The sequence below is a fragment of the Blautia sp. AF19-1 genome (assembly GCF_003479155.1).
Taxonomy (GTDB): domain Bacteria; phylum Bacillota; class Clostridia; order Lachnospirales; family Lachnospiraceae; genus Fusicatenibacter; species Fusicatenibacter saccharivorans.
This window is the reverse complement of sequence record NZ_QUGQ01000013.1, coordinates 33,602-51,591: the sequence shown is the minus strand read 5'-3', so window position 1 is coordinate 51,591 and position 17,990 is coordinate 33,602. Positions and strand designations below refer to the sequence as shown.

16 protein-coding genes and 2 pseudogenes are annotated in these 17,990 nt (G+C 47.4%); 2 read left to right on the top strand and 16 right to left on the bottom strand.

Translation table 11 applies throughout. The annotated features are described in order from the left end of the window. Positions 1-52: 52 nt before the first annotated feature. The 5 genes from DWX26_RS10085 to pta all read right to left on the bottom strand — a co-directional run bounded on the left by DWX26_RS10085 (position 53) and on the right by pta (position 4,121). The gene (locus DWX26_RS10085) at positions 53-838 is read right to left on the bottom strand and encodes a hypothetical protein (RefSeq protein ID WP_055218872.1); all 786 of its coding nucleotides are present in this window, start codon (positions 836-838) and stop codon (positions 53-55) included. Between the two features lie 207 nt (positions 839-1,045). Further along, positions 1,046-1,225: a 50S ribosomal protein L32 gene (rpmF, locus tag DWX26_RS10080; protein WP_022462729.1), complete on the bottom strand. Its 180-nt coding sequence runs from the start codon at positions 1,223-1,225 to the stop codon at positions 1,046-1,048. A gap of 2 nt (positions 1,226-1,227) precedes the next feature. Next, the gene (locus DWX26_RS10075; RefSeq protein WP_117510311.1) at positions 1,228-1,755 is read right to left on the bottom strand and encodes a YceD family protein; all 528 of its coding nucleotides are present in this window, start codon (positions 1,753-1,755) and stop codon (positions 1,228-1,230) included. Positions 1,756-1,829: 74 nt separating this feature from the next. Further along, positions 1,830-3,026 carry an acetate kinase gene (locus tag DWX26_RS10070; RefSeq protein WP_022462727.1) on the bottom strand — a complete coding sequence of 399 codons (1,197 nt, stop codon included), beginning with the start codon at positions 3,024-3,026 and terminating at the stop codon, positions 1,830-1,832. Positions 3,027-3,125: 99 nt separating this feature from the next. Further along, complete coding sequence (gene pta, locus DWX26_RS10065) at positions 3,126-4,121, bottom strand: phosphate acetyltransferase (RefSeq protein ID WP_118601359.1); 996 nt, start codon at positions 4,119-4,121, stop codon at positions 3,126-3,128. Positions 4,122-4,336: 215 nt separating this feature from the next. On the opposite strand from pta, the gene DWX26_RS10060 reads away from it, so the two are divergent. Continuing rightward, positions 4,337-5,587, top strand: a complete 1,251-nt coding sequence (locus DWX26_RS10060) for a tRNA(Met) cytidine acetate ligase (protein ID WP_118601358.1) — start codon at positions 4,337-4,339, stop codon at positions 5,585-5,587. Between the two features lie 375 nt (positions 5,588-5,962). Here the strand turns inward: DWX26_RS10060 and DWX26_RS10050 are convergent, their stop codons facing one another. The 3 genes and pseudogenes from DWX26_RS10050 to DWX26_RS10040 all read right to left on the bottom strand — a co-directional run bounded on the left by DWX26_RS10050 (position 5,963) and on the right by DWX26_RS10040 (position 9,461). Beyond that, entirely contained in the window at positions 5,963-6,268 is a 306-nt protein-coding gene (locus tag DWX26_RS10050; protein WP_055228394.1) for a response regulator, read from the bottom strand. A gap of 257 nt (positions 6,269-6,525) precedes the next feature. Next, positions 6,526-7,205, bottom strand: a pseudogene (locus DWX26_RS17905) (substrate-binding periplasmic protein). Between the two features lie 54 nt (positions 7,206-7,259). After that, entirely contained in the window at positions 7,260-9,461 is a 2,202-nt protein-coding gene (locus DWX26_RS10040) for a hybrid sensor histidine kinase/response regulator (protein WP_118601356.1), read from the bottom strand. Positions 9,462-9,941: 480 nt separating this feature from the next. On the opposite strand from DWX26_RS10040, the pseudogene DWX26_RS10030 reads away from it, so the two are divergent. Then, positions 9,942-10,124 (top strand): annotated as a pseudogene (locus DWX26_RS10030) (IS66 family transposase); the annotation flags it as partial. Here the strand turns inward: DWX26_RS10030 and DWX26_RS17385 are convergent. From DWX26_RS17385 to DWX26_RS09990, 8 genes are all read right to left on the bottom strand, one after another. Continuing rightward, positions 10,045-10,278, bottom strand: a complete 234-nt coding sequence (locus DWX26_RS17385) for a hypothetical protein (protein WP_055267335.1) — start codon at positions 10,276-10,278, stop codon at positions 10,045-10,047. The pseudogene DWX26_RS10030 and the gene DWX26_RS17385 overlap by 80 nt on opposite strands. 226 nt (positions 10,279-10,504) lie before the next feature. After that, positions 10,505-11,869, bottom strand: a complete 1,365-nt coding sequence (locus tag DWX26_RS10020; RefSeq protein WP_055267333.1) for a PFL family protein — start codon at positions 11,867-11,869, stop codon at positions 10,505-10,507. 19 nt (positions 11,870-11,888) lie between these two features. Next, positions 11,889-12,161: an ACT domain-containing protein gene (locus DWX26_RS10015; RefSeq protein ID WP_118601355.1), complete on the bottom strand. Its 273-nt coding sequence runs from the start codon at positions 12,159-12,161 to the stop codon at positions 11,889-11,891. Positions 12,162-12,260: 99 nt separating this feature from the next. Continuing rightward, positions 12,261-13,058: an MBL fold metallo-hydrolase gene (locus DWX26_RS10010; protein ID WP_118601354.1), complete on the bottom strand. Its 798-nt coding sequence runs from the start codon at positions 13,056-13,058 to the stop codon at positions 12,261-12,263. Further along, positions 13,045-13,644 carry a dephospho-CoA kinase gene (gene coaE / locus DWX26_RS10005; protein ID WP_117510320.1) on the bottom strand — a complete coding sequence of 200 codons (600 nt, stop codon included), beginning with the start codon at positions 13,642-13,644 and terminating at the stop codon, positions 13,045-13,047. Before coaE ends, DWX26_RS10010 begins: the two co-directional genes overlap by 14 nt. Positions 13,645-13,678: 34 nt before the next feature. Further along, positions 13,679-16,354, bottom strand: a complete 2,676-nt coding sequence (gene polA, locus DWX26_RS10000) for a DNA polymerase I (protein ID WP_055228398.1) — start codon at positions 16,352-16,354, stop codon at positions 13,679-13,681. Beyond that, on the bottom strand, positions 16,351-16,710 hold the full coding sequence (locus DWX26_RS09995; protein ID WP_022462716.1) for a zf-HC2 domain-containing protein: 360 nt from the start codon (positions 16,708-16,710) through the stop codon (positions 16,351-16,353). Before DWX26_RS09995 ends, polA begins: the two co-directional genes overlap by 4 nt. Before the next feature lie 163 nt (positions 16,711-16,873). Beyond that, complete coding sequence (locus DWX26_RS09990) at positions 16,874-17,866, bottom strand: 2-hydroxyacid dehydrogenase (protein WP_055218844.1); 993 nt, start codon at positions 17,864-17,866, stop codon at positions 16,874-16,876. Between the last annotated feature and the right edge of the window lie 124 nt (positions 17,867-17,990).

The following is a 17,990-nucleotide window of genomic DNA, read 5'->3' as shown; positions in this document are numbered from 1 at the left end:
CGGGTGGATTTATCTTTCCAAAATCCACCCGCTCTGTTTTGTCTTATTTTTCTTAAGAAACCTTGACTCCGCTCGAATTCATCTCATGACCGTCTATGGTTGTATTCCGTGCCATGACACCGGTATCCGGATCCAGATAATATTCCTCACCATCCTGCGTGAACCAGCCGGTCTGCATCTGACCGTTGTCCGCCAGATAATACCATTCTTCTCCGCTCCAGTACCATCCTGTCACCATGTATGAATTTTCATCAAACACGTACCAGTAGCCGTCGATATTCTGCCAGGTATTGGTTGCATAGCTTCCATCATTATTCTGATACTGCCATCCGTTTTCATTCTGAACCCATTTCCCTGCCGGAATTACCGTAACTTCTGTTACCGTACTCGTCGCCATGGAAACAGTATTTCCAACCGTGTTTGTTGCCACAACGTAATAGTAATCTTTGCCCTCCGCCGAAGTATCGACCTGGTATGTCACTTCTGTTGCGCCTTCAATCGGCGTTCCTCCGCCGTTGGAATTTACGTTGTTCTTATACCACTGATATGTTACTGTGCCTTCTCCCGTTATTCCTGCCTCACAAGTCAGCTTTCCAGATGTATTTCCAACGGGAATCTGCAGGCTCTCCACCGGATTTACCGAAAAAACCGGCTTTTCCAGATTGGCATCTACATGAACAGCATCGCTGTCCTCTTTTGAAATATCTACACTGGCCGAAGACGAAACCGTCGTCTCAGTTCCCATCATTTTATCCATCAGACTGTCTGTGGAACATCCTGAGAGGAATACTACACTGCACATGCATGCTGCCAGAAATATGATTCGTCTATTCTTCATATGCTTTGCACTCCTTTTTTATAATTGTTACGAAAATGTTGCAATATTGTTTCAATTCTCACCGAGACCATTATAGCACATCACGACACACCACGTCAAATCTTTTATATGACGCTTCCAGACAACCCGCAGAGACAACAAAAAAGCCCCCGGTGACGGGAGCCTTTTGCTGCATTGCACATCGGAACTGATTCCGATTTATGAATATTAGTCCATTGCAACGACTTCTTTTTTGTTGTAAGAACCACAAGCTTTGCAAACTCTGTGCGGCATCATAAGAGCACCACATTTGCTGCATTTTACAAGGTTCGGAGCAGACATTTTCCAGTTTGCTCTTCTCTTATCGCGTCTTGCTTTGGAAGATTTATTCTTAGGACAAATGGACATAGTTACACCTCCTTAAATTTGCTGAATATATCTTTGATTGCAGCCATTCGGGGGTCTAGCCCTGTGGTATCACAGTCACAGGTCTGAATATTCAGATTCGCACCACAACGGCTGCAGATTCCTTTACAGTCATCTTTACACAGCACTCGAATCGGCCATTGGACTATGAGCTCATTACGAACCAGTTCTTCCACATCGAGCTCGTCTCCCTCCACAAACGAAGAGTCCTCTTCTTTTTCCTCGCGTTCTTCCTCTGACAGATTCAGATCAATCTGCAGATCGAACTTGAGCTGGAATGGAGTCGCTACCGGTGTCAGGCATCTTGCACATGGAATCTCCATTGTAAGGTCTGCACTGCCGGTGATCGTGATCACACGATTGCCTTCATGCGTAAGGCCAAGGATAACAGGATGTTTTTCGATTACCCGATAGTCCTGCCCGCCGATCGAAAAAGTTTCGGATGTAAGCGGAATTTCATACTTTTCGGACTTTCCGTCCTGCGCAAATAACTTGGTCAGACTGATTTTCATATTGTTCTCCTAATCACACTTTACCAATTATACCCGGGAAGGTAAGAATTGTCAACTGCTTTTTGAATTATTTTTTATTTTCCTTTTACTAACTCTACGGTCTCCTCGCAGATTGCGATTTCCTCGTTGGTCGGGATCACGCATGCTGTAATCTTGGAGCCTTCTTTGGTGATGATCTTCTCAACGCCGCGGCAGTTATTTGCCTCAGAATCGAATTCCAGACCCATGAACTCAAATGCTTTGCAGATGGTCTCACGAAGCGGAATAGCGTTCTCTCCAAGGCCTGCGGTGAAGGTGATCACATCTACGCCGCCCATAGCTGCGATGTAGGAACCGATGTATTTGATAATGCGGTAAGCGTATGCTTCCAGACAGTTGATGGCATCCTGATTGCCTGCCTCTGCTGCTGCAGATACATCACGGTAATCGCTGGAGATGCCGGTCATGCCGAGCATACCGGATTTCTTGTTCAGAATGTTCAGAACCTCGGATACGGTCAGGTTCTCTTTGTTGCACAGATACTCAACAAAAGCCGGATCGATATCTCCGGAACGGGTTCCCATGATCACACCTTCGAGCGGGGTAAGGCCCATGGAGGTATCTACACATTTGCCGTTCTTTACAGCGGAAAGGGAAGCACCATTTCCCATATGGCATACGATGATCTTCAGATCGTTGTAGTCTTTGCCAAGGAACTCTGCGGTTCTCTTGGATACGAATTTATGAGAAGTTCCGTGGAAGCCGTATTTACGGATTGCGTATTTCTCATAGTACTCTTTCGGAATACCGTACATATATGCTTTCGGAGGCATGGTCTGATGAAATGCGGTATCAAATACTGCTACGTTCGGAACGCCCGGCATCAGTTTCATGCAGGCATTGATTCCCATCAGGTTTGCCGGATTGTGCAGAGGACCGAGGTCAGCGCACTCCTCGATAACTTTGATTACTTCGTCATCGATGATAACAGAGTTTGTGATCTTCATTCCGCCGTGCAGAACGCGGTGTCCGATGGCATCTACTTCTTCCAGGCTCTTGATGACGCCGCTCTTCTCGTTTACCAGAGCGTCCAGAACCATCTGGATTGCCTCTACGTGTGTCGGCATTGCTGCTTCTGTTACCTCTTTTTCGCCGTTCTTTGGCTCATAAACGAGGCGTCCGTCGATACCGATTCTCTCACAAAGTCCTTTTGCCAGGACGTCACGGTTATCGTAATTGATCAGCTGGAATTTCAGAGAGGAACTTCCGCAGTTTACTACTAATACGTTCATTTCTAAATTCTCCTATTTTAAAATTCTTATTAAAACTTCTGGCCGGCCTGTTCTCCGCAGCCGGCCAGAAAACCGCTTGTAATTGGTTTTATTTCGTGCTTACTGTGCCTGGCACTGTACAGCAGTGATTGCTACAACACCAACGATATCCTCTGCGGAGCATCCACGGGACAGATCGTTGACTGGAGCTGCGATACCCTGCGTCATCGGGCCGTATGCTTCTGCTTTTGCCAGTCTCTGTACCAGTTTGTATCCGATGTTTCCGGCATCCAGATCCGGGAAGATCAGAACGTTTGCTCTTCCTGCAACTTTGCTGTCCGGAGCTTTGGAAGCGCCTACGCTCGGAACGATTGCTGCATCAAGCTGCAGTTCTCCGTCGAGTGCAAGATCCGGGTTTGCTTCTTTTGCAATTCTGGTAGCCTCTACAACTTTGTCTACATCAGCATGTTTTGCACTTCCTTTGGAGGAGTGGGAAAGCATGGCAACTCTTGGCTCGTTTCCGGTCAGCATGCGGTAGGACTCTGCGGAAGACTCTGCGATTGCAGCCAGCTCTTCCGGATTCGGGTTCTGGTTCAGACCACAGTCACCGAATACGAATACACCGTCATCGCCGTACTCGCAGTCCGGAACTACCATCAGGAAGAATGCGGATACGAGTTTTGTGCCTGGTTTGGTCTTTAAGATCTGCAGGCATGGACGTAAGGTGTTTGCGGTAGAATGGCAGGCACCGGAAACAAGTCCGTCTGCATCTCCCATTTTAACCATCATAACGCCATAATATGTATAGTCATTCAGGATGGTCTCTCTTGCTTTCTCCGGAGTCATGCCTTTCTTTGCGCGAAGCTCTACCAGCTTATCTACATAAGCCTGTGTTTTCTCGTTTTTCTCTGGATCTACAATAGTAGCTTTGGAGACATCCAGTCCCTCGCTGCCTTTCTTTACTGCCTCTTCGCTTCCGATGATGATCAGATTTGCAAGGTCCTCTTTCAGGATCTGTGCAGCAGCCTCATATGTTCTTCTGTCTTCTGACTCTGGCAGTACAATTGTTTTTTTGTCTGCTTTTGCTCTTGCTTTAATTGTGTCAATAAATCCCATGATCTTTTGACTCCTTTCGATAAATTTACTCGATATTCTCATTGTAGTACGCTTTTTGCCCTTTCGCAAGTATAAAATTCAAAACAACTGGACAAAAAATCCAAAACGGAGGAATTCTTGCATTCCTTTTCTGTTTTTGTTACGATAGGGCTATGTGATCCGCGGTTCCTCTCTGTTTGGAATCGTGCTATTTTTTTCGAAAGAAGGTACGTTTTATGACCATTACCGCAGTCATTGCAGAATATAATCCTTTTCATAACGGCCATGCTTATCAGCTGGCAAAAGCCAGGGAGCTGACCGGGGCGGACTATCTTGTCGTGATTATGAGCGGCGATTTCGTCCAGCGCGGCGCACCTGCGATTCTTGACCAACACGACCGTGCGGAGCTGGCGCTTCTTGGCGGCGCGGACCTTATCTTACAGCTTCCGTGTCACTTTGCACTCGGCAGTGCACAGCATTTCGCACGCGGGGCGGTATCGCTTCTTACTGCGCTTGGCTGTGTCGATTTTCTCTGCTTTGGCAGTGAATATGGAGACACGGCGCCGTTTCTGGAACTCGCTGATGTTCTGCTCCACGAGCCGGAGGAATACCGTGAGCTGCTCTCCGGTCTGCTTCGGAACGGACTTTCCTTCCCGACGGCGCGCGCACAGGCACTTTCCGCTTATTTTTCTGACAGCGCTTCCTTCTCTTCGCTTTCAAAAGAAGAACTTGATACCTTTTTAAAAGAACCAAACAATATTTTAGGCATTGAATATGTCCAGGCACTTCTGCTGTCACAAAGCCGCATTCGGCCGGTAACGATCCGCCGGGAGGGCAGCGGCTACCACGAAGGAGCGCTTTTCACACATGCACTCCCTTCTGCTACAGCAATGCGGAATCTTCTTTTTTCCAATCCGCATAAGGATCCGGAACTGTCCGCGCTCGCCTCCTGCATGCCGGAAGCAGTCTATCCCGCTTTCCAGGACGCCGTCACCGCACACGGCCTGCTTTCCAGCGATGATTTCAGCCTGCTCCTCGCCGCGCGGCTCCTCACAGAAACGAAGGAATCCCTTTCCTCTTATCTTGATCTTTCGCCGGATCTTGCCAATCGCATCCTCCGCCAGCGCCACGCATGCTCCTCATTCTCGGAGTTCGCCCTGCAGCTCAAAACAAAAGAGATGACCTACACCCGCATCAGCCGTGCCCTGATGCATCTGCTTCTGAACCAGAAAACATTGTACCCGGCCGGCTATAACCGTGTTCTCGGTTTCCGAAAAAGTGCCGGTGCATTGTTAAAAGAGATTAGAAGACGTTCTTCTCTGCCGCTCATTGCCAAGGCAGCCGACGCCCCGCGGCTTCTTACCGGCGATGCACTTGCCGCCTTTGAGAGCGATATACAGGCCTCTCTTTTTTACGAGACTGTCCGTTCTCACAAAACAGGGACACAGTTCGTCCATGAATACACAAAAAAGCTGGTTCTGTTATAGAACCAGCTTTTTTCCAGCAGCATCATCATCTGCTGCTGTGGAACTGTATAGTCCTCCACAAACAGGAAAACATTTTTTGTATCTGCACTTTCTCTTGTAAAGTCAAACTGCATGAAACGCATCTCACCATTCAGTATAAAATTGATCATAACATGATGCATGATGTGTTCTGCTGTTCCCTGTGTGATTGCTTCCATCGTCATCTGCTGTTTTATCCGATTAAGATCATCTATATTGCCAGATGCATAACGCATGAGTATCTTCAAAATCAATGTACAGGATTTCTATATAATGATTTTTAAGAGCTTTTTCATATATTGCAGCCTGAACCGCTTTCTCCAACAACTGAATTCCTCCTTGTTTTCTCATGTACTATTAATGCTTCATAGCACTCCCGCTATAAATTACTTTCATCAGTAATTCCACATCAACAGGCTTAGCAACATGTTCATTCATCCCTGCTTCTTTTGCCCTTATTCTGTCCTCCGTGAACGCATTTGCTGTCATTGCAATGATCGGTATTTTCTTTGCATCCTCTCTGTCCAGAGACCTAATCATCTTTGTAGCTTCATAACCATTCATGACCGGCATCATAATGTCCATAAGAATGACATCAAATTCACCAGGTTCACTATTTCTGAACAGTTCAACAGCTTCCTGACCATCCCATGTTTTTGTCACGTCGGCACCTTTTTTCTTTCAGGAAATCCTCTCTTAGCTGCCCGCCGTTTTCTGTTTCCATTTTAATATTTGTACTCATTTGTCTGGCACTTTCAATGGCACGGAGGAGACTTTTGGATTCCGAAGATTCATTATAATGGGTGTAGTGGAACACTGCACTTTCACATAGTTTACAATCTCCACCATTCTTTTCTCTGCTTCTGCTTTTTCTGCGTGGAAGAAATAAAACAGAGAGACTACAGCTACACAGATTCCTATCAGACCGCCGAGCAGCTGGATCCGTTTTTCTCCACCTCCAGATACTTCTGGGGATCATCCAGGTATTTTTCAATGATTTTCAGGGATGTGCCATCCAGACGCATCTCTTCCTGTGTCTGGCCCATCTGCTCACAGATTCCCCTGTCATCCTCTTTTGCAAAAGCAACGCCTATTCCGGTGATCATCAGAGGCTCTTCCAGGATACGGAAGCTTGCATCATAATCCTTCCTATACTGAACGATAGATTCCTCGTGTGCAGCAACCGCATCTACATATCCTTTTCCCAGAAACGTATAGATCAGCTCCCGGTGTCCCAGGATGATCAGATTTCCCAGCTTTGGGATCCTCTCATCCGTCCGGTTCAGAAAGATGCTTTCCGGTTTGGTTGTGGACTGGACAGCGGTAATCGTCAAGACGTCCTTCCATAGAAAAAACAGCCCATGATACAATCAATCTCGCCGCTCTCCACCAGTTCTTTTTTCTCCTCCCAGTTGATCTGGACAACCTTCACCTGTTATCCCATTCTTTTGAATGCTTCCGTAGCCAGTTCTACATCAATTCCTGTCGGTACACCATCCTCATTCAGATAATTGTATGGTGGATAGCTGTCGCTGCCGAGGGTAATAACAGGCTTTTCGGTTTCTTCTTTCGTGTTATCTGTGTTTTTGCACCCTGCCAGGGTGACTGCTAAATATCAAAAGTCCTAATAAAATTGCTATAGTTCTTCTTAATTTCAATGAATGATTATGTTTTTGCGTTTACTACCCCTTTTTGTCAGCAGTTTTGTGATCACTCTTTTTAATTGCGGAATATCAATCGGCTTTCCAATATGTTCATTCATCCCGGCCTCCAGACATGCTTTCCGATCTTCCTCAAAAGCATTTGCCGTCATGGCAATGATTGGAATCTTTTTGGCATCTTCACGTTCCAGCATACGAATTGCTTTTGTTGCTTCCAGCCCATCCATGACCGGCATCATCACATCCATGATGATGACATCATACTCATCCAACCTGGAATTCTGAAATATTTCAAATGCCTCTTTTCCGTTTTTCGCTTCTGTAATGTTCAGATGCTCCTCCTCCAGGATTGCATGGGCTATCTCCATATTAATGACATTATCTTCAACAAGAAGCACCCGTTTTCCTGACAGATCCATATCCTGTGAGTAGCTGTCCTTCTGTGAATCATTATTTTCAACCAAATAATCTATTTCAAATGGAACCGTAACTGTAAACGTGCTTCCTACATTTTCTTCGCTTTCCAGTTCTATCGTTCCACCCATCCGTTCAACAATATCTTTGACAATCGAAAGTCCCAGACCGGAGCCACTGAATGTTGTAGTTGACTGTTTGCCTTCCTGCGCAAAAGCATCAAACGCATGTTTTTGAAATTCTTCACTCATACCAAGACCGGTATCTGAACATACAAACTGAAAAACAGCTATATTCCCATCATCCGATAATTCTTCGCAATGAACATTCACTGTTCCATGAAAATGATTGTATTTAATCGCGTTGGAAGAAAGATTCATTAAAACCCTGCTCAGATGTACCGGACTTCCAATCAAATATCTGTGGCGGATTGTGCTTGCTTCCACGCCGCCTTCAAATCTTACACCATTCTCATAAGCACTCATTGCAACAACCGTCAGATTATTCCTTAACAGTTCTGCCAGATCAAAGGATTTATGTTCCAACACAAGGGAACCGGATTCCAGTTTGCCGATATCCAGGACATTGTTGATCAGATTTTGCAGATAATCGGCGGACTGAAGTACCTTCTTCCTGCATTCCCTTAACTTGACCACATCATTGTTATATTTTTCAGCGATATGGATCATCCCCACGATTCCGTTTAGCGGTGTACGGATATCGTGGCTCATACGCCGGAGAAAGGCTGTTTTTGAAAGATTCGCGCGATGAGCATCTTCCATGCTTTCCTTAAGCTGTTTCTGATACATGAGTTCCCGTGATTTTTCTTCCGTAATATCTCGTACGACATAAAGCACATCCACAGCGTTTCCATGTGCATCTCTGCTCTTTACAATAAATCTGGCCAGCCGCCATTCTCCGTTTACTCCCATAAATTCAATCGAAACAGAATTCGTATTACGAAGTCTCTCTGTCAATGTATCAAAGTCAAGAAACTCCCGGTATTTTTCTCTCTCTTCCTGGGCGGCAAATGCTGTTGGAAGTCTTTCCATAACATCATCAATTTTCCCCTTTTGTCCAAGGATTTTTTGCACAAGGTCATGGCCTTTCAAAAGCTCATATGTCCGCTCTTTAACATTGGCTTGTACGATTGTTACATACAACGTAGCAATTGCGGCAATAATCTCTGACCTCTTTGTCGCCTCATCAAGAGCCTTTTTCAACAGTACCGTACTTTTCAGATTTTCCCTCACACATCCAAGATGTCCGCCAACATCAGACAGCAGTGTAATGGAAATCTCATTCTGCCTCAAATCAGGATTATCTACCCCGATGAATCCATTCATCTGATGATTGGCATAAATCGGCACCGCAATCAAGGAACATATTTCCTGTGTTTTTAACAATTCATATTCTTCCGGTTCAGAATTTTTTGTCGCTTCCAGATCATGAATCACGATTACTTCCTTGTTTTCAAATCGTTTCACCCAGTTCGGCATCGAACTGACCGGGATTGCCTGAAGGTTATCTATCTCTGGTGCCACTCCATCGGCACACCATTCAAATGTATTGCTCAGACTGTCCTTCTGATCGGTTTCCCAGTCAAAAACATATACCCGGTCTGCCCCTGTATAGTTTCCAATCGCCTGCAACAAAGAGTGAATGATTTCTGACAGCTCCTGCTCATTTTCCACCTGATCCATAAGCGATATCTGATGCAGGATCGTGTCCATACTATGTAATTTTATTTGATAGAGTTCCTGAATCTCTTTTGTTTTCATTTTCTATCCCCCCCTGCAGTAAAACTATTATGGTTACGTCTGTGAAATAACACCGTAAGAAAGGATCCTGCTACGGCAGGATTCTCCGCTTAAACTTATGCAAAAAAACTGGTTTTATTATACTCTAACACTTTACTGCACACAAGAAAAACATTACCTTTTAGCGTTAAAAGGCAAAAAAAGAACAGCAACTGTGCCAAAAGTTCCAGTGATGTGTATCAAAAACGGAAATGGACTTTCGGCAGATATATTTTCTTCTGTTTCTCTGTCTTCAGGATCAGATGGAGGAACTGACAAAACAGACACAGACCCGCAATGATAAGATGCAGCTGATGATGGAACAGATCGTGCTGTCCAATAAGAGCAGCCAAAAAGAAAAAACAGATCGGCAAAAAGAATGAAAACAGCTTCCAGATGCCATATCCAGATGTTACCGCTTTGTGCCTGAAAAGTCGAAGTTGAGGAACATCATATTTTGGAGATCTGAAGATCGCAGGGTGCTGGGTACATTACAGGCGCAAGTTCCATGAGGCACTGGAGGTCATACCGAAAGATCTGAGGAAACAGTCTGTTTTGTACCTCATCATGAACCAGATCCGTGCGATTTACCGGGAGGAAGGAAAGCTTTCCGGTCTTTCATCAGACGAACGGACTGCCCATCGACTTTTACATAATAAATTCCGCTGATCCATTTAGATTCCTGCAGCGCTCCGTTCTTATCCATGTAATACCATTTTCCACCGATCTTCTGCCAGCCAGTCTGCATTTTGCCGTTTTTGTTCAAATAATACTTTGTGTTTTCTATGGCGGCCTTCACATCCACATCCGCAGAGGTATTGCTAGAACAACGGCTGCTACCGCTGAAGTTCCCCGTAATAATTCATTTTTTCTTACACTTTTTATGGGTTGCAAGTAAAATTATCAGTATGTAATATATCATACTATACATTCCTTAAAATTACTATTTTTATTTGCGCAGATGGTAAAAAAGCCGGCAGCGATCCTTTCCATTCAGGATCACTGCCGGCTTTTCAGCTGTCTTTTTAGTTTTTAAACGAATGAATCGGTGCCGGGATTCTTCCGGTGCGGTTGACGAATGCCTCGCAGGAGAAGTTGTTGACCGGCATGATCGGTGCATAGCCGAGGAGGCCGCCGAATTCTACGGTCTCGCCCACGCCTTTTCCGATGACCGGGATCAGGCGGACTGCCGTTGTTTTCTGGTTGACCATACCGATGGCAAGCTCATCTGCGATGATTCCGGAGATGGTCGATGCTTTCGTGTCTCCCGGGATGGCGATCATATCAAGACCTACGGAGCAGACACAGGTCATTGCCTCGAGTTTTTCAATGGTCAGTGCGCCGTCGTTGACTGCGTTGATCATACCCTGATCCTCAGAAACCGGGATGAATGCGCCGGAGAGACCGCCGACATAGGAAGATGCCATAACACCGCCCTTTTTCACCTGATCGTTCAGAAGCGCCAGCGCCGCTGTCGTTCCCGGTGCACCTGCGTGCTCGAGGCCGATCTCCTCAAGGATATCCGCAACGGAATCTCCGATCGCCGGAGTCGGTGCCAGGGAAAGGTCAATGATACCAAACGGAATGTTCAGCCGCTTGGAAGCCTCCTGTGCAACGAGCTGGCCGACACGCGTTACCTTAAATGCGGTCTTCTTGATCGTCTCGCAGAGTACCTCAAAGTTCTCGCCACGTACTTTTTCCAGAGCATGTTTGACAACACCAGGACCGGAAACGCCGACATTGATGATGGCATCCGCCTCGGTTACGCCGTGGAAAGCGCCTGCCATGAACGGGTTGTCGTCCGGTGCATTGCAGAAAACAACGAGTTTTGCGCATCCAAGGCAGTTGTTCTCTTTGCTTGCCTCCGCCGTCTTCTTAATGATCTCACCCATCAGTTTGACAGCATCCATGTTGATACCGGTTTTGGTGGAGCCAAGGTTGATGGAACTGCAGACAAAATCCGTAACAGCCAGTGCCTGCGGGATAGAACGGATCAGAAGCTCATCTGCTGTCGTCATACCTTTGCTTACCAGAGCGGAATAGCCGCCGAGGAAATTGACGCCGACTTCTTTTGCCGCACGGTCCAGAGTCTGTGCAATCGTCACGAAATCCTCCGGCGTTCTGCAGGCTGCTGCGCCGACTAAGGCAATCGGGGTAACGGAAATTCTCTTGTTTACAATCGGAATACCGAACTCGCCCTCGATCTCCTCACCTACGGAAACCAGATTTCTGGCAGTCGTCGTGATTTTGTCGTAGATTTTGCGGTTCAGCTTGTCAAGATTGGAGTCGATACAGTCCATAAGACTGATTCCAAGGGTAATGGTACGAACGTCCAGATTCTCTTTTTCGATCATCTCGTTCGTTTCCTTTACTTCAAACAGATTTATCATGTCGTTTTTCTCCTTCGCTTTAGATACGGTGCATCATATTGAAAATATCTTCATGCTGGCAGCGGATGACAACGCCGATGGAACTTCCAAGCTTCTCCAGATCTTTTGCAAGCTCTGCGTTGGATTTCTCGCTCTTGGAGACGTCCGTTACCATCATCATGTTGAAATATCCCTGCACAATCGTCTGAGAAATGTCTTCGATGTTTACCTGGTTCTCTGCCAGATAATTACATACCTTTGCGATAATGCCCACGGTGTCCTTGCCTACGACAGTGATAATTGTCTTCTTCATGTTTCCATTCTCCTTTTTCTGGTTTTATGTCAAAGCCCCGGAAAAACCGGTAATGGCGGCCTTGCGAAAAACATGGTATGTAGCTCTAAAAATGTATATTTAAACCTCAATTAACGGTGATACTTCGCTTCTTTTAGCGACAGCGAGATGAAAATCACCCGAGTGATACGGATTATCACCCGTTGTGACCTCGCAGGCCACGGTTTCAAAGGCCAGTGCCTCATAATTATTTTCCTTGCTCAGATGGCCGAGCAGCACTTCCTGCAGATTGTCGTGCAGAATCTCGCAGAGGAGATGGCCTGCCGCCAGGTTTGATAAATGGCCTTTCGCCCCGGCGATCCGCTGTTTTAACGGATACGGGTACGGTCCGACCGCAAGCATGTTCTCGTCGTGATTTGCCTCTAACAAAACGGCATCCAGCCCGGTCAGATTCTGAACCGTGTAATTGCTGTAAACGCCAAGATCCGTCGCAATCGCAATCGATTTCCCGCCGGATTCCATGCGGTAGCCGACCGGCTCTGCCGCATCGTGGGAGATCGTAAACGGATGTACGGCGATATCACCCAGCGTAAACGTGTCATCCGCGTGAATCGTGTGGAAAATCCCCTCCGGGAACTTTCCAAGGCTCTTCGTCTGCTGCATCGCCTGAATTGTTCCATCCGTTGCGTAAATCGGAATACCATACCGGCGCGCCAGCACGCCAAGGCCCTGGATATGATCGGAATGCTCATGTGTCACGAGAATGCCGTCCAGCTCCTTCGCGCTGCGATCGAGAACAGCCAGCCCCGCCTCCACGCGCTTTCCGCTGATGCCCGCATCGATCAGAAGGCTTGTGGTCTCGCTTCCCGCGAAAATGCAGTTTCCGCTCGAACCACTTGCAATACTACAAAGTTTCATATTTTTTCATCCTATGGTCTAACTGTTTTTTTGTTTCCTCAAAATCGCCGCTGTTGTCGATTTCAAAATCGCAGTGGCTGCTGAATTCATCCTCGGAGAGCTGATTTGCCATGATTTCGCGTACTTTCTTCTCGGAATAGCCGCGTCCTTCGATCAATCGCTCCTTCCGGACTTCTTCATCCGCATAAATATACCACAGTTCATCACAAATTTCATCATATTTTTCTTCAATTAAGAGTGCGGCCTCCACAAAGACGTATTCCGTCCCTGCTTTTTCCGCAGCTGCAATGGCTTTTTTGATATACCGTTTTACCGCCGGATGAACGATCGCATTCAGGGCTTTTAACTTTTCTTCGTCCTGAAAAACGATCTCAGCAATCCGTTTCCGGTCAAGTTCGCCGGTCTCTGTGGTGATCTGTCTGCCGAACAGCTTCACAATCTCTCCATAGCATTCGCCGCCCGGCAGCATCACAAGGTAACCTGCCTCGTCCGCCTGGATCACCGTTGCATCATAATTCTGTCCAAGGTACGTGAGCACTTCGCTTTTTCCGGCGCCCACGCCGCCTGTAATTCCAAAAACTTTCATTCTTTTGTATCCTTTCGCTCCTGGTATGAATGCGCTATTTCGCCTCGTACCAGTTGTTTCCTGTGTGCATATCGATCTCGAGTTTGACAGCCAGATGTGCTGCCCCGGTCATCTCCTCTTCCAGGATCTGTTCTGCCTTTTCGAGCTCGTCTTCCGGCACTTCCAGCAGCAGCTCATCGTGTACCTGAAGAAGAAGTCTGGTCTTTAACTGCTCCTCTTTCAGCCGTTTCGCCACGCGGATCATCGCTATTTTAATAATATCCGCCGCCGTTCCCTGGATCGGCGCATTCATCGCAACGCGCTCGCCGAATGACCGCTGCATAAAATTGCTCGATTTCAGCTCCGGCATCGGCCGTCTGCGTCCGAACATCGTCACGGAATAGCCTTTCTCTTTGGCATCCTCTACGCAGCGGTTCAAAAACTCATGGATACCCGGATACGTCTCGAAATACTGCTGGATATAGGCCTCTGCCTCTTTCCGGCTGATGCCGAGATCCTGGCCCAGACCGAACGAACTGATGCCGTATACGATACCGAAGTTGACCGCCTTCGCATTTCTTCTCTGCAGCGGTGTTACCTCTTCAAGCGGCACATGGAACACTTTCGATGCCGTCATGCGGTGGATATCCTCCGCCTCGCGGTACGCCTCGATCAGGTTTTCATCGCCCGACATATGGGCCAGCACGCGGAGCTCAATCTGGGAATAGTCGGCATCCAGAAAGACACAGCCAGGCTTTGGCACGAAGGCTTTCCGGATCAGACGGCCAAGCTCCATCCGCACCGGAATGTTCTGCAGATTCGGATCGGTACTGCTGATGCGGCCGGTCGCGGTGATGGTCTGGTTAAATGTCGAATGGATTCTTCCATCTTTCCCGATCACGGCCTGCAGACCGTCGGCGTACGTCGATTTCAGTTTGGCAAGCTGGCGGTACTCCAGAATATCGGCAACGAGTTTGTGATCCGGTGCGAGCTTTTCGAGCACATCGGCGGCGGTGGAATAACCCGTCTTGGTCTTTTTGCCGCCCGGAAGCTGCAGCTTTTCAAACAGAATCACGCCGAGCTGCTTCGGGGAATTGATGTTGAACTCCTCGCCGGCCTCCTCGTAGATCTGTGCCTCCAGCTCTCCGATCCGCTCCGCCAGCTCAGCTCCGTAAACGGAAAGTGCTTCTTTTTCTGCGGCGATTCCATCCGCTTCCATCTGACGGAGCGTAAACACCAGCGGAATCTCCACATTCCGGTACAGATCCCACATGCCCTGCTCCTTCAGCAGCTTTTCCATGTTTTCCTGTGCGGCAAATACAGCATACGCCTGATGACCTGCATACGACTCCTGCTGTTCCGGCGTCATCTTTCCTGCGGCCGGAATCTTGCTTCCGCCGAAGATCTCTTCCACTGCCGGCACATAGCGGTGTACGTACTCTTTTACGATATCATCGTACGAATACTGTGATTTCAATGGATTTAATAAATACGCGGCAATTCCGGCATCAAACAGATGGGCTTCATCGGCGTCCGGCATATCCTTCAGAAATTCTTTTCCGTCCATGACGCAGAAAACCGGAATCTGCTTCTGCAGCTCAGTCAATTTTTCTTTTAAATAATCTCCGGTCAGGAAACCTTCTGCTGGGAAGTAAACAACATCCGGCTCTCCGCTTCCATACGCAACTGCCATACCGACAAGTGAACGGCTCCGATCTGCCATCGGTCCGTCCTTCGGGGTTTCTTCTGTCAGAAGAGCGGCTCCTGCCTTCTCCTCCTTCGCGATGGTTTCAAAGAGTTCTTCCGCCTCGGAAAAATCCGTTACGGTGCGTAGAAAGACGGCATCCTCTGGTTCTGCATTCGTCTCCTCGAAGCGGCCCAGCAGGTTCTTAAACTCCAGACGTTTGAACATCTCATACGCTTTTGGTGTATAAAAATTCGAGAGTGCCGCTTTTTCACGGTCGAGCTCCACCGGCGCATCGGTATCAATCGTTGCAAGTTTTTTGCTTAATTCCGCCAGATCATAATGATCACGCATCGCTTCTTTTGCCTTGTTCGGTTTGATCTCCTCGAAATGTGCATGCGCATTTTCCAGTGTCTCGTACTGCAGTAGGATTTTCGTCGCGGTTTTCTCGCCGACACCCGGCAGACCCGGGATATTGTCTGCGGTATCGCCCATCAGCGCTTTCAGATCGATGATCTGTTTCGGGAGAAGACTGTATTTTTCCAGCACCTCTGCCGTGTGGTAATTTTCGATCGTCGTCACACGCTTTACGGTCTTTGGAATCCGGATCAGAATGTGGTCCGTTGCAAGCTGCAGCAGGTCGCGGTCTCCGGATACGATCGTAACTTCCATCCCTTCCGCCTCGCATTTGCGGCCGAGCGTTCCTAAGATATCATCCGCCTCATAGCCCTCTTTTGTGACAATCTCAATGTCCATTGCTGCGAGCACTTCCTGGATCACCGGGACCTGTTCGCGCAATTCCTGCGGCATCGGCTTTCTCGTTCCCTTGTACTGGTCATACATTTTGTGGCGGAATGTCGGTGCATGGAGGTCAAACGCCACGGCAAGATACTGCGGCTGCTCCTCATCGAGAATTTTAAACAGAATATTCAGGAATCCATATACGGCGTTCGTGTGCAGTCCTTCTGCATTGGACAGATCCGGTACGCCGTAAAAAGCCCGGTTCAGAATACTGTGTCCGTCCAGTAATACGATTTTATCACTCATAATAATCCTTTCAGCCAGGGTAATTCTATCACTTCAAAATAGTGCAGAGCCAGGAGCACCAGAAACAGAACGAGAATCAGCATCAGCACCCGGAAAAACGTATCTTTGTACCGGCGGTGTCTCGCTTCTTCCTCTTTTTTCTCCAGATCGCGTTCCAGAAGTCCTGTCAGATTGTAGGAATCGGGCGCGTCATCCTCGAAATATGCCATCGCACGGTTCACAATAAAATATGTCTCCAGTTCCTCGTGGCATGTATGGCATTTCCGGATATGGGAAATAAACGGTTCCATCTCTTTCTCCGGCATATTTCCCTGCACGTATGGCTGTATTAATTTTTCTGCTTCTTTACAGTCCATAAAATCCTGCTCTCCTTTTGTATCCGGCCAGTGTTTTCCTCTGGCCGTTTTTTCTGCTATCTACCATCATACACTATTTTCTCATAATTTAAAAGAGACAACCCGCCGAAAATGGGTTGTCTCTTGTTCTCTTATAAGATAACTGTTTTCTAGTGGATTTCCATTATGCACGGACAATGTTCGGGGTCTCTTTTCCTGCCTCGAAATCCAGTGCATTCTGCAGTGTGGTCTCTGCAATCGCACGCAGTGCTTCCTCGGTGAAGAATCCCTGATGTGAAGTGATCATAACGTTCGGGAAGGACAGGAGACGCGCTGTGGTGGAGTGCTCCAGAATCTCATCGGAACGGTCCTCGAATACGTTCGGGGTTTCCTCCTCGTATACGTCAAGGCCGACGCCGAAGAATTTTCTTGCACGGATTCCCTCGATCAGGTCGTCTGTCTTTACCAGACCTCCGCGGGACGTATTGACCAGGATCACGCCGTCTTTCATCTTTTTGATGCTCTCGCGGTTGATCATGTGGTATGTGCTGTCCATCAGCGGGCAGTGCAGGGAGATCAGATCACTCTGTGCCAGCAGTTCATCAAGAGTTACGTACGTAACAAAATCTTTTAAGGATTCATTCTGGTATACATCGTAAGCAATGACTTTCATGCCGAAACCGCGGCAGATTCTTGCCATAGCCGCACCGATTTTTCCGGTTCCGACGATCCCGGCGGTCTTCTGATAGAAGTTAAATCCCATCAGTCCGCCCAGGCTGAAGTCGTTTTCTCTTACTTTCGTATATGCTTTGTGCATGTGGCGGTTGACCGTCATGGCCAGTGTCATCGCATGCTCAGCTACAGCCTCCGGGGAGTAACCCGGTACACGGCGTACATCAATGCCGTATTTTGCAGCTGTCTTTAAATCTACGTTGTTGAAGCCTGCGCAGCGCATCAGGATCAGCTTGACGCCTGCCTCATGCAGTGCTTCTACGGTTTTTGTTCCGACATCGGAGTTTACGAAGGCGCACACGGCATCGTAGCCCTTTGCCAGGGAAGCGGTTCTTGCAGCAAGGCCGGTTTTTAAATATTCCACTTCAATTTCTGGAAACTGCTCTTTGGTTCGGTCGAAAGATTCTCTGTCGTAGTTCTGGGTATCGTAAAATAAAATTTTCATAATGTTTTTCCTCCTCGCTTTGCGGTCATCTTATTGTTCCCGCTTACATGCATTACTATACTTCATTGTTAAAACTTTGTCAATGTATTATTTGTTAAAATTTTATCAATTAGTAAATTTATTT